13 protein-coding genes and 1 pseudogene are annotated in these 12,238 nt (G+C 43.6%); 11 read left to right on the plus strand and 3 right to left on the minus strand.

Annotation, left to right across the window (positions count from 1 at the left end; genetic code table 11):
* Nucleotides 1–135 (plus strand): annotated as a pseudogene (locus LOSG293_RS08765) (IS30 family transposase); the annotation flags it as partial.
* A gap of 185 nt (nt 136–320) precedes the next feature.
* The gene (locus tag LOSG293_RS08770) at nt 321–932 is read left to right on the plus strand and encodes a histidine phosphatase family protein (protein ID WP_034529450.1); all 612 of its coding nucleotides are present in this window, start codon (nt 321–323) and stop codon (nt 930–932) included.
* Nucleotides 933–1,054: 122 nt separating this feature from the next.
* On the opposite strand, the gene LOSG293_RS08775 is transcribed toward LOSG293_RS08770, so the two are convergent.
* Nucleotides 1,055–1,675 (minus strand): BglG family transcription antiterminator, encoded by a 621-nt coding sequence (locus LOSG293_RS08775; protein ID WP_034529451.1) that lies wholly within the window; start codon nt 1,673–1,675, stop codon nt 1,055–1,057.
* A 457-nt stretch (nt 1,676–2,132) separates the two neighbouring features.
* Here LOSG293_RS08775 and LOSG293_RS08780 point away from each other — a divergent pair, with 457 nt between their 5' ends.
* The 3 genes from LOSG293_RS08780 (at nt 2,133) to LOSG293_RS10075 (ending at nt 4,652) form a co-directional block, all read left to right on the plus strand.
* On the plus strand, nt 2,133–3,770 hold the full coding sequence (locus LOSG293_RS08780) for a peptide ABC transporter substrate-binding protein (RefSeq protein ID WP_034529453.1): 1,638 nt from the start codon (nt 2,133–2,135) through the stop codon (nt 3,768–3,770).
* A 76-nt stretch (nt 3,771–3,846) separates the two neighbouring features.
* Nucleotides 3,847–4,401, plus strand: coding sequence for a cysteine hydrolase family protein (locus tag LOSG293_RS08785; RefSeq protein WP_034529454.1), 555 nt, complete (start codon nt 3,847–3,849; stop codon nt 4,399–4,401).
* A 107-nt stretch (nt 4,402–4,508) separates the two neighbouring features.
* A complete protein-coding gene (locus LOSG293_RS10075; protein WP_191976235.1) occupies nt 4,509–4,652 on the plus strand; it encodes a hypothetical protein in 144 nt (47 codons plus the stop codon).
* A 269-nt stretch (nt 4,653–4,921) separates the two neighbouring features.
* Here LOSG293_RS10075 and LOSG293_RS08790 read toward each other — a convergent pair whose 3' ends face one another.
* On the minus strand, nt 4,922–5,296 hold the full coding sequence (locus LOSG293_RS08790; protein ID WP_034529456.1) for a glycine cleavage system H family protein: 375 nt from the start codon (nt 5,294–5,296) through the stop codon (nt 4,922–4,924).
* Between the two features lie 128 nt (nt 5,297–5,424).
* On the opposite strand from LOSG293_RS08790, the gene lplA reads away from it, so the two are divergent.
* Genes lplA through lysA form a run of 3 tightly spaced genes read left to right on the plus strand, consistent with a single transcriptional unit; the run spans nt 5,425 to nt 8,126 of the window.
* Nucleotides 5,425–6,456, plus strand: coding sequence for a lipoate--protein ligase (gene lplA / locus LOSG293_RS08795; RefSeq protein ID WP_034529457.1), 1,032 nt, complete (start codon nt 5,425–5,427; stop codon nt 6,454–6,456).
* Between the two features lie 36 nt (nt 6,457–6,492).
* The gene (locus tag LOSG293_RS08800) at nt 6,493–6,807 is read left to right on the plus strand and encodes a DUF7671 family protein (RefSeq protein ID WP_034529459.1); all 315 of its coding nucleotides are present in this window, start codon (nt 6,493–6,495) and stop codon (nt 6,805–6,807) included.
* Nucleotides 6,808–6,821: 14 nt separating this feature from the next.
* Nucleotides 6,822–8,126 carry a diaminopimelate decarboxylase gene (gene lysA, locus LOSG293_RS08805; protein ID WP_034529460.1) on the plus strand — a complete coding sequence of 435 codons (1,305 nt, stop codon included), beginning with the start codon at nt 6,822–6,824 and terminating at the stop codon, nt 8,124–8,126.
* Between the two features lie 46 nt (nt 8,127–8,172).
* Here lysA and LOSG293_RS08810 read toward each other — a convergent pair whose 3' ends face one another.
* Nucleotides 8,173–9,846: an ABC transporter substrate-binding protein gene (locus LOSG293_RS08810; RefSeq protein ID WP_034529462.1), complete on the minus strand. Its 1,674-nt coding sequence runs from the start codon at nt 9,844–9,846 to the stop codon at nt 8,173–8,175.
* Between the two features lie 101 nt (nt 9,847–9,947).
* Between LOSG293_RS08810 and LOSG293_RS08815 the strand changes: the two genes are divergently transcribed.
* The 3 genes from LOSG293_RS08815 to LOSG293_RS08825 all read left to right on the plus strand — a co-directional run bounded on the left by LOSG293_RS08815 (nt 9,948) and on the right by LOSG293_RS08825 (nt 12,141).
* Nucleotides 9,948–10,643, plus strand: a complete 696-nt coding sequence (locus LOSG293_RS08815) for a MerR family transcriptional regulator (protein WP_034529463.1) — start codon at nt 9,948–9,950, stop codon at nt 10,641–10,643.
* Complete coding sequence (mutY, locus tag LOSG293_RS08820) at nt 10,640–11,746, plus strand: A/G-specific adenine glycosylase (protein ID WP_034529465.1); 1,107 nt, start codon at nt 10,640–10,642, stop codon at nt 11,744–11,746. The genes LOSG293_RS08815 and mutY overlap by 4 nt, the downstream gene beginning before the upstream one ends.
* A 77-nt stretch (nt 11,747–11,823) precedes the next feature.
* Nucleotides 11,824–12,141: a hypothetical protein gene (locus LOSG293_RS08825; RefSeq protein ID WP_034529466.1), complete on the plus strand. Its 318-nt coding sequence runs from the start codon at nt 11,824–11,826 to the stop codon at nt 12,139–12,141.
* Nucleotides 12,142–12,238: the final 97 nt, after the last annotated feature.

The following is a 12,238-nucleotide window of genomic DNA, read 5'->3' on the forward strand; positions in this document are numbered from 1 at the left end:
TTCCCGAAAAAGACCAATTTTAGCCAAGTAACGACTGATGAGATCCTAGCAGCACTTGAACTAATTAATCAACGACCATTAAAAATACATCATCAACAGATTGCCATTGAAAGGTTCCGGGCTTGTTCGGATTAAACTTGTAATTTGCCCTGTTGAAAAAGATTAAATGCGCATTGGCTGAATCCTCCGATTTCTGTTTGTTGGGTGTAATATAGCATGTTTTTTTCTGATGACAAGTCGAGTGTCGGTTACTTTTCCCTTTTCAATCAAATTGAATTTATGGGATAATGGCACAAACTTGAAGACGGGGTGGACGAATAGTGACTGAATTTTATTTAGTGCGACATGGCCAGACTAGCGCCAACGTTGCTGGTGTAAAGCAGGGAACCATCAATGATAAATTTACGTACCTGAACGATTTTGGGAAAGACCAAGCCAGAGATCTCCAAAAGAAGTTCAATATTAAATTTGCTGATAGGTTAATTGTGAGCCCTCTGCATCGTACAATCGAAACTGCCGCCATTCTAAATCAAACCGCGAAGCTACCAGTGAGTTACGATGATCGTTTGTTGGAAATTTCGTATGGTATGTGGGATGGTCAAAAGAACGCTGATTTGGAGCGTCGTTATCCGGAAGTCTTTGATCACAAGCTGCACGATGTTTTGCCTAGTTACGCACCGTTAGCGATGGGTGAGACGTTTGAAAAGGTGCAGGAACGGGTGGGCGCCTTTACCAAAAGTATGGTGAAACGCTATCCTGGTGAGCAGCTGGTCATTGTTACGCACGGTTTTACAATCAAGGCTTTCGCACTCAATGTGCTGCAACCGGCGGATCCAATGAGTTTACCGGAACCTGAAAACACGAGTGTGACAAAGATTACCGTGGATGTTGAAACGGATAAAATGTATCTAGATTACTATAATCGCCATTAAATCGGTCCAATTCCATTCAGTTGGAATTGGGCTTTTTAAACCTTTTTTGCTGTTAATGGGGGTGCCTGTAGGTCTTTGCCATGGCTGATGGCAAAGACCTACAGGCACTAATCACAATTATGTTATTTATTTAACCAAACTCGTAGCGTCAGGAGGTAGGTTTCTAGCTCTGGGAAATCAAAATCTCGGTAAAGTTGCGACAAATCATTGAGCATGCGTTCTGACCACTTAAAAAGTTGGTCATACGCTTCGATGGTATGGGCCTGTTTATGGGTGAATAACTGTTGGAAATGGGCGTGTTTTACGACGCCAAAATGGTAACGTAGCGTTAGGGTCCACAGGTAGTTGGCCAAGTCAGTCTTACTAGCATCGGATAGATCGGTAAAAGCTGCCAAATTATCGATACCATTGTTAATGACGTTGGTTAGACGTTGGGTTCCAAACGGTTCTTGAGGTAAGTAATTTTTCTTATCGGAAGCTTGGCCGTGCAGATCCATCAAAATAAATAACATGGCTTGTTGAATATCGTTTTCGTGACCGTAAATTGATAGCTGGTCAAATTCTGGATTGAGTGTCAGTCTAAACGTACTGGCGAAGTCCTTAATCACTGCAAGGTCCTGGTGTAATGTGGCCATGTCGATTTGGTAGTGGTCCATAATCCACTCATTTGTTACGGGACGGGGGGAACTAACCATTAGCCAAAGAGCCAACTCATTTTCTCGATTAATCGTTTCAACTGCCATTTTGCTCAACTCCATTCAGTTTGTGCGTTTCTTAACTTTAATAATGAGCCATTCCTAAAACGCTGTCAATTTTAAAAAGTCAGATTGACAATCGTTTTGATTGCCGGTATGATTGTGACAATAAATCCAAGACAGAAGGAAAGGAGGTCGCCCTGATGCAAATGTTAATGTCTATGTGTTGTGAATGTAACTGTATGCCATGTGCACAACTTGCGGATGTTAACGCTGGGGTGGACCTTCTTTTTGTCTCATAAAATTTAATTTCGTTGGCTAACTTTATGGTTAGCGGGAATTAATTTGTGCAAAAGGTGAAGAGTCTCCAAGTATTGACGTTCGAGTCGATGCTTGGGGACTTTTTTCTTGGATTTTTTTGGAGGTGGATAACGATGGCTAAATCGTGTTGTTGTTGGATGATGACTAAAAACTAAAAATCATTCAAAGAATGGGGAAATTAATTATGACAAAGAAATCAGTTCAGAGAAGTATCTTAGCGGCATCATTGGTATTTATTGCATTTGTTCTGGTCGCTTGTGGCAACCAATCAAGTTCAAGTAAGAAACCGCAAGTTTTAAATTTAGCTGCGGAAGCACCACTGCCAACCATTGACCTTGCAAAATCAACTGGCTACGGTCAGACGGGGAACATTTACGAAAGTTTCTTCCGTTTAGGTAAAAACGGAAAAGCGACACCAGGCTTGGCAAAGACAGCAACTGAATCACGCGATGGTAAAACCTGGACGTTTAAACTTCGTGATGCAAAGTGGAGTAACGGCGATAAGATTAAGGCACAGGACTTCGTTTACTCATGGCGTAGAACCTTAACACCAAGTACGAAGGCTGAGTACGCTTATCTATTTGAGGGAATCAAGAACGCAACGGCCATCAACCAAGGTAAGATGAACCCTAATAAATTGGGGATTGAAGCAACTGACGACAAGACCGTTGTTGTGCACTTGGACAAGCCAATCGCTTACTTCAAGATCTTGATGGCTTACCCACTTTTTGCACCGCAGAATCAAAAGGCAGTTGAAAAGTATGGTAAGAAGTACGCCACTAAGTCAGAGTATATGGTTTACTCGGGTCCATTTAAGTTAAAGAACTGGAACGGAACTGGTAACAAGTGGACATTCGTGAAGAACAACCAATATTGGGATAAAAAAGTGGTCAAGCTGAGTCGAGTTAACTACACGGTAGTTTCCAGTTTAGCCACTAGTTTGGACCTTTATCGTCAAAAGAAGCTTGATTTAACTGAGCTTTCAAGCGAACAAGTGAAGAACTATAAGAACGATTCACAATTCAAGAAGTATCCTTACTCACAAATTTTCTACCTGAAGTACAACTTCAAGGATGATGATGCAACCATTCGCAAAGCACTCAATAACCGCGATATTCGTTTGGCATTCTCATTGGCGGTTGATCGGAAAACCTTGACGAAGAGTGCAATGGGTGACGATGCTCAGGTACCAAACGGCTTTGTACCAAGCGGTTTAGCTAGTTATGATGGCAAGGACTTTGCTGAGAGTCAAACAGTCAAGAATACGGTCACTTACAACAAAAAGCTAGCTAAGCAACATTGGGAAAAGGGCTTGAAGGCCATTGGTGCTAAGAATTTAAAGATGACCTTAGTCGCTTCAAATGATGATCCTGTTACAAGCACAGTCACACAATACCTGAAGGCACAATTTGAAAAGGTCTTACCTGGTTTTACGCTTGATATTCGTTCCGTCCCATCACAAACGGCCAACCAATACGGTCAACGGGGCGACTTTGATATCACACTGTCAGGTTGGGGTGCCGACTTCAACGACCCAATTTCCTTCTTACAAATTCCAATGACGGGCACTTCTTATAATTATGGGAAGTACTCAAACAAGGCTTACGACAAGTTGGTTAAGAAGGCCGATAATGAGGATGCAAACAACCCAGCCAAGCGTTGGCAAGACTTGCTCCAAGCTAGTCGTTTGTTCAACGAGGATCAGGGGATGACACCACTTTACCAAAATGAGACCTCATTCTTACAACGTAGTGACGTAAAAGGTATTATCCATAATACTGCTGGCGCACAGTGGAGTTACAAGTACGCTTACGTCAAATAAGGCTCAAACTGGTTTTGTCGCTGCGGTCATGCTAAACTGCAGGTAATTCGACGAAATGTCAGCATGAGGTGATGGAATGAGTGCAAATGAAGCGTTACTGATTATTGATTACACGAACGATTTTGTAGCGGATAAGGGTGCGTTGACGAGCGGTAAACCTGGTCAGACTTTGGCACCGTTTATCGTAGATCTAGCCGAAATGATGCATCAAAATAACAGTTGGGTTATTTTGCCAACTGATGTGCACAGTCCAAATGATCCGTATCATCCTGAAACCAGACTATTTCCCACTCATAATGTGCGGGGAACCTGGGGACGCCAGTTTTATGGCGACCTGCAGGACTGGTATGATCGTAATAAACAGGATGAACGGGTTTATATGTACGATAAAACGCGCTATAGTGCGTTTGCCGGAACGGATTTAGACCTGCGACTGAGAGAGCGGAAAGTGAACACGGTGCATCTGGTTGGCGTTTTAACTGATATTTGCGTGCTGCACACAGCCGTTGACGCCTACAATTTGAACTATCAAATTGTTGTGCACGAACAAGGCGTTACCGCCTTAACGGAAATGGGGCAAGAGTGGGCACTTAGCCATTTCCGAGATGTATTAGGCGCAACGGTTTTGTAACGATTTATTAAAGAATAGTTAGAAAAAGTCCGCCATTGAGCTCAAAAAGTGATAAGGTAAAGGTGTGGAGTTTAACCCACAAAATTACTCAAAGAGGCGAATTGCTTATGGCAGGAAAACTAAGTAAGGAAGAACGCAAAGCTTTGATCGAAAAAGCGGAAGAAGATCGTGCAAAGCACCCGCAAAAGAAGACTAAGTCAGGATTTGCAGTGCTTGACGAAGAGGCTGAAAAGCTAGAAAAGAGTAACTAATTTTACGACTAATGGAAACGGGCCAAATTCAGAAATGGATTTGACCCGTTTTTTGGTGAAAAATATTTAGAGGTTTATGGCGTGCCTTACGGCCTCTTTGCCATGGAACGCCATGGGACTCCCTTGAGCCAAAAAGCGGTCTCAAGCTCCGTTCTTAATCTAAGCGAACTAGTCGCTAAGATTAATTTCATGGCTGATGGCAAAGTCCTTCAGGCAGCGGGCAACAAAATAGGACACACGCCAGATTGGCATGTGTCCTATGGGGTTTGTTATGCTTCTTTGACTTCCATTAGCCAGTTGTCCCGTTGTGACTGATCGGGGATGCGGCTTGGATCGTCAACAAGTGCCTGATTTCGGTTGATAACTTCACCAGTGACTGGAGATTTAAGGTTCTCGACTGCTTTATCGCCTTCAAGTTCCACAAGGTCATCATCGACTTCAATTTGATTTTCACTAATTGGAAAATCGATGAAGGTAATGTTACCAATATCTTGGTAGGCGAATTCCGTCAATCCAACCAGTGTTGTGCCGGTTTCAGGATTCTTCCAGTACCAGACACCTTCTTTTTCAGTGGGTTCGAAGGCAGCCTTAGAATGGCCAGAAAAAAGTGATTTCAATTTGCTCCAAAAAGTCTGTTTTGTCATAATTTGCCGACTCCTTTGTGAAATTAACTAACTCAAGTATAACGGATTGTTCGTGAAAGGGAAGCGTTTACTTTTGCATGATGACAAAGTAAACTTAGGGTACTAAGTGATCGGTGAGGAGGATTCTCATGTTTTTAATTGACACAAGTCGCAATGGTCAACCCGTTTATGACCCTATTGTAAATCAATCGTTGGATAATTATCTGATCAACGATTTGAAGTTGAAGGGCCATGGCCTAATCATGTATATCAACGATCCCGCAGTTATTGTGGGGGTTAATCAAAATATTTTCGCAGAGGTCAACGTCCCGTATTTATTGGAGAATAATATCAAACTCGTTCGGCGGACAGCCGGCGGTGGAGCAGTTTACCACGATCGTGGCAACTTGGTGTTTGAAAACATCATTGTTGGGGATCCTGAGGATGGCACTAAATGGGGCGATTACGGTGTGTTTGCTCAACCAATTCTTGATGCTCTTCACGAAATGGGTGCCACCCAAGCAACGTTACGTGGGAAGAGTGACTTGGTTATTGATAATCACAAATTCACCGGGATGACGATGGTGAAGGCTGGCGATGGCTACGCAGCTGGTGGGACACTCATGTTTGACATGGATATTGATGCTGCCAGCGAGGCACTTCACCCAGTAGAGGACAAGATTCATGGTAAGTGGGTTAAGTCTAACCGGAGTGAAATTACGAATGTGAAATCGTATTTGGCGCCTCAGTACCAAAATGTCACTTCCGAAGAATTTAAAACTCAGTTACTTTTCAAACTTTTCCACGTGGAAAGTCTTGATGAGATTGAGACCTACCATTTAACGGACCAGGACTGGGCCATCATTGATGAGCGTTTGGCCGAAAAGTATAACCAGGATAACTGGAATTTTGGCGCTAACCCGGGATTCAATCAGTATCGACGCATAACGTTTGAAAAGGGCGCTATTATTTTTAACTTTGCCGTTGAAAACGGTCAGATCAGCAAGATGGCCATTTATGGTGATTTGTTGTCGCGGAAGCACGCCGATAAACTACAAGAGCTATTGACTGGTGTATCTTACGATGCTGCTAGCTTAACAGCCACCTTAGACAAGCGATTTGTTAAACATGCGACTGATGCAAATGGTCCGGAACGACTCGCCGAAAGCTTATTGTCATAGTATAATTGAGAAATCAATTTGATTTGAGGCGATAAGTTGAAAGGCAAGTATGAAGTAAATGAATATATTGGTGTCCCCGTCACGACTAATCAGTCGGGGGCTTACGTTGTTGACCTACCAGATAGTGAAGTGCGATTTCACTCTTGGCGTACCGGTAAACATACCAAAGGTCAGCTGAAACAGCTTGGCCAAGTTTTTTTGACGGAAAATAATCTAGCGATTGCAGTAATTGCCACTCAACCGATTGCCTTTAAAGACCGTCACGAATATACGCCGATGCAACGGTTTACGTCAGCTTTTATTAATGACACCGATTTAAAAAGATTAAAACAACTACTAGAAACGAAATAGATTGGAGCAACGAGATGAGCGAACAATTGAGTCAACACCAGATGAATGATCAAGGTCACTTATTAATTGATGGCGCGGACGCCGTATCATTAGCACAAGAATTTGGTACGCCTTTGGTGGCCTATGATGTTTCGGCCATTCGAGACCAGATTCGTCGATTCAAATCTGTCTTTGAAGAAAATGCGATTGCCTACGAAGTGAGTTATGCCAGCAAGGCTTTTGCTAGCATCGCGATGTACCAGTTGGTCGCGCAAGAGGGTGGTCACATTGACGTCGTTTCTGGTGGTGAATTGTACACGGCGATGAAGGCTGATTTTCCAATGCAAAATGTCAGTTTCCATGGAAATAATAAATCAGCAAGTGAACTCGAAATGGCAGTAGATCAACAAATTGGGGTTGTCATTCTGGACAACTTCCACGAAATTGAACTACTCACCAAAATTTTAGCAAGTAAAAACGCTGAAATTAATGTGATGTTGCGCGTAACGCCGGGCATTTCTGCGCATACGCACGAATATGATCAAACGGGCCAAGAAGATAGTAAGTTTGGATTTGATATCAATTCTGGTCAAGCAAAAAAAGCGTTAGAACAAGTATTAGCTAATCCCCGCATGAAAATGCTGGGTGTGCACGCCCATATTGGTTCTCAAATTTTTGAGGTTAATGGTTTTGTTATGGCTGCCAATAAACTCGTTGACACGGTGGCAGATTGGCATGATGAATTAGGCTACGAGCCGGAAGTCATTAACGTTGGCGGTGGCTTTGGCATTCGTTACACTGCTGAAGATGATCCAATCGCACCAGAAGCTTTCGTCGATGCGATTGTTAAAGCGGTTAAGGCCCGGGCAGCAGAACGCAATTTGAAGACGCCAGCTATGTGGATTGAGCCAGGCCGTTCCATTGTTGGGCCAGCCGGCTATTCGCTTTATACGATTGGTTCACGCAAGGATGTTCCAGGCATTCAATCTTACGTCGCGGTAGATGGTGGGATGGGCGATAACATTCGTCCTGCTCTATACCAAGCAGATTACGAAGCAGTGCTTGCGGCGCAACCACTAGCTGAACCGGAAGAAACGGTTCGAATCGCGGGTAAGTACTGCGAATCTGGTGATATTTTGATTCGCAACCAACCACTTCCTAAAACCAAACCAGGTGATGTTCTCGCCATTTTGGATACCGGCGCGTATGGCTATGCAATGGCTTCTAACTATAATCGTAATCCTCGGCCGGCCGTGGTTTTCGTTGAAAAGGGCGATGCCAAATTGGTCGTGGCTCGAGAAAGCTTAGATGACTTAGTTCGTTTAGATCGAAAATTGTAATAAAAATGCTTTAGCAGCCTTAATCGGGCGATGCTAAAGCATTTTTTTATTTGATAAAGTAAGCACGCTTGTAATCGGCAGAAACACCTGTCGAATTATAAATAACGCCATTCAGCGATGGATTAACAAGATAGGATCGTACTTGTTGGTAAAGCGGTGTAACGGCCTGATCCTTCATCAGCAGTTCCTCGGCATCAAGCATCTGCTGCCAGCGTTGGTTATCATCGTTATGAGAATTCCGAATTGCGGCAAAAGTTAAGCGGTCGTAAGTTTTGTTTTGCCAATGGCCGTAGTTATAAGGATTACGATTGGTCATAATTTGCAGGAAGGAGACGGGATCGGAAAAATCGGCGCCCCAGCCTGCAATCATCAAATCAAATTTACCAGTTTTAAAAGCAGCAGCGGTGGCTGCGTTAGACTGTTTGAAAACAAAAGAAACGGAAAGATCTGCCAATTTGGTCTCCAGTTGTGATTTTAAGCATCGAGCTAAATTACGGTTCGTGGTTGAGTCGTCGACCACGATTTTAATCTTAGCTGAATTGATATTAAGCTGTCGCTTGGCAGTTTGCCATTCAGCTTTGGCTTGTTTGACTGAACCGGTGGTGTACTTTGTCCCTTGTTGCATGTTAGCAAAATCGGCATCAGATTTGGAATCCTTACTAATCCCGGTAGTAACGAAGCCCTTAGGTGGTAAAGAGGCATTTTTCAAACCCTTATAAATTAGCGCTTTCCGATTAATTGCATGGGAAACGGCAAGGCGGAAGTTTCGATTTTTGAGGAGCTGGTGTTGACGCTTCGTCGTATTATCCTGGAAGTTATAGGCAAGGTAAACCATCATTGAATAAGGCATGACGGAGTAATCAAGTCGGCGCGAACTATTCTTAATCTGTTGGCTTAATAGTTGGGTGCTATCGAGTTGCTTGTTTTGATAGGCGCGGAAGGAGGCTGAGGGGTTAGAAATAGTCCGGATATTTAGTTTGGAAAGATAGACATGCTCACGATCCCAGTAATAGGGATTAGGTTTAAGTGTACGAGTTGTACTCCCTTTGTGCCATTTTATTAATTCAAACGGGCCAGAATAAACCTGGGTCGTGGCAGAGGTGGCAAAGTGGCTGCCGAACTTGTTAACGACTGCTTCTTTTTGTGGGGCAAATAGTGGGTAGGCCATTAGTGATCTAAAGTAGGTCATGGGATGGTCTAACGTGACTTCCAGCGTTCGCCGGTCAATCGCTTTTACCCCTAATTGATTAGACGGTAACTGATGGTGCGCAATTTTAAGGGCATTTTTAATGCCAACAAATAGGTCGGTATAGGTTGAGTTGGTTTCCGTATTAAGGGTTCGACGCCATGAGTACATAAAATCATTGGCAGTGATGGCGGACCCATCGCTCCATTTGGCATCAGGACGAATCGTGAAAATATACTTGCGACCATTGTCAGAAATGACAGTATGACTCGCTAGGCCAGGTTCGATGCTGCCACTTTCACCTTGACGGTAAAGGCCTTCTGTTGAATTGGCCAGTTTCCCAAATCCGGTTGCCTTAGAGATATCAACGGTATCCAATGGCTGTGTTTCGGCAATCGTGAGTACTTGTCGTTGAGTCATGACGCCCTTGTTGTCCGTTTTTTTATTCGGTTGTGCTGGTGCAGCCGTACAACCGGCGATAAAAGCGACTGTGGCGCTAATAATAATGGTTAGCATGAGTCGATGTCGATTCATGAGATTCCCCCCTTTACGAAAACCCTTCCTAGCTTGATAATAGGGGAGTAAATAAACGGTGTCAACTACTGTTGATAAGGTAAATGAGACGGAGGCAGCAGATGAAAAGTGGAGAATTAACGGCGGGTCAATTTGCTAACTTAAGTGGACTGACCAAAGCTGACCTGGCGCAGTTTGATCGAATTGATTTATTTAGTCCGGCCAAACGAGCAAAAAATGGTGCAACCACCTATACGATTGAACAGCTACCTGTTTTGACATTAATCAAGCGCTTGCTGGCTGCGGGAGTGACGGAATCTGAAATTAAGACGTTACGAACAACGGATAGTGAGCATTTTTTGCAGGATCAACTCAAACAAGTTTTAGACCAAATTGTGTCGTTGACAGAAACCGCCTCACACTTAATTGGTGTGACGACGCAGCCGGAAGAGATTGTGAGCGTTACACGGCGGGAGGTTCGTTGTTTCAAAGACCTCGATTTAACGCAAACGGATGCGCAACTTGAAGAAATTGACCGCCTGATTGAAGAAGGCGAAGCGCCCAAATTAATTGAATCAACGCTGACTCCACGGGATCCATCGTTAACCTTACCAACAGGGGAGTATCTGATTGTGACGCAGCAGGCGAACCTTGAAGAGGGGCTCACCAACCTGACTAACGAGCTAACGAAAAGAGAACTAACAGCGCACGGCCCAATTTTGAGCCGACTAATGCCAATTAATCCCGGTGATGACGCAGCAAAACAAGTTAAAGTGCAACTAGAAGTGATGGTTAAATACTTGGGTGATCCATTATGATTAGTTGGTCAGCGGACAAAATTCACGATTTTCAAGAAACACTTCTAGCTTGGTACGATGCCGAAAAACGGGATTTACCTTGGCGTCACGATCAGGATCCTTACCATGTTTGGATTTCAGAGATTATGTTGCAACAAACTCAAGTTCAAACAGTAATTCCTTATTACGAACGGTTTATGGCAAAATTTCCGACAGTGGCTGATTTAGCGGCCGCACCAGAGCCGGAATTACTTAAAGCTTGGGAGGGCCTCGGTTATTACTCCAGGGCGCGCAATTTAAAAAAAGCAGCAATTCAGCTGGTTACCGATTACGAAGGTGTTTGGCCGAAAACAGCGGCTGAGTTGCAGGCCTTAACTGGAATTGGCCCCTACACGGCGGGTGCCATTGCGAGCATTGCGTTTGGTGAAGTGGTTCCAGCAATCGACGGCAATGCTTTTCGAGTCTTCTCACGCTTGTTAAAAATTGATGCTGATATCGCCAAGCCGCAGACTCGGAAAATATTTGAAGCGGCCATCCAGCCGATTGTTTCTCCGACCAGGCCAGGAGATTTTAATCAGGCGATTATGGACCTAGGATCGTCATATATGACGGCTAAAAATCCGGACAGTGAGCATTCTCCGGTGAAAACGTTTAATCAGGCTTACTTGGATGGTGTCGAAGATCAGTATCCAGTAAAAACGAAAAAAGCGCGTCCAATTTTGAAAGAATTTTACGGATTGGTGATCGAATCACCGGAAGCAGTTTTGATGGTGCAACGTCCAGGACAGGGGATGTTGGCTAACCTATGGACCTATCCGTTAGTTGCTAAAGAACAGGTTGAACAGTTATTGGCGGATAATCCGAGAATGACTGACTTGGCGGCTGTTGAGCAACTCGTTCAGGATGATTACCAATTAGAACTACATTTGAAACAATTAAGTTTAAAACCTGTGAGTCATACCTTTACCCACCAAAAATGGCAGATTACGCTTTTACAGGCTAAAATTGACGAGGCAGTTGATCTCAGTTATTTTCCAGGAAAACTTCTCACAAAGACTGATTTGGCAACGACTCCAGTTCCAACGATTCAAGCCAAAATGGCGCAGACGGTGGAAAAGCAGTAGTTAGGGCATGACCGACTGCAACGAGATGTGTATAATTAGATAAAATAACGAGATTACGAATGGAAGGAGGAATTTAGATGAATACGCTATTTGACGTACTGAAGATGGTGACGGTTGATCATCACCGTCTAGTTTCGAATAATTTGATTGTGACGAATGTGGACGGCAAACCTAATGCTATTTTGACGGAATTACTTGGTGACGTGGTTAGCAAGATTCGCTTGTTTATCGATTTTTCCTTGGTGGACTCTGCAGACGCCCTCATTGATGAATTAGAGGCCCATACACCACTTCCAGATGAAGTCTTGAACGAATACCAAAAGATTCTTAAAGAGCCGCTCTTGGGCATTAACTTCGCTGAGAGAAAGGGCGAAATTGAATTAGTTGTAAAGTAAAAGGGGCTGTGACATAAGTCCCAAAATAAAAGGCACTACCGTCAGATTTTAAAAACTGATGGTAGTGCCTTTTTGATATAATGAAAAATAAAAAAAG

The sequence above is a fragment of the Secundilactobacillus oryzae JCM 18671 genome (assembly GCF_000740055.1).
In the GTDB taxonomy this organism is placed as follows: Bacteria; Bacillota; Bacilli; order Lactobacillales; family Lactobacillaceae; genus Secundilactobacillus; species Secundilactobacillus oryzae.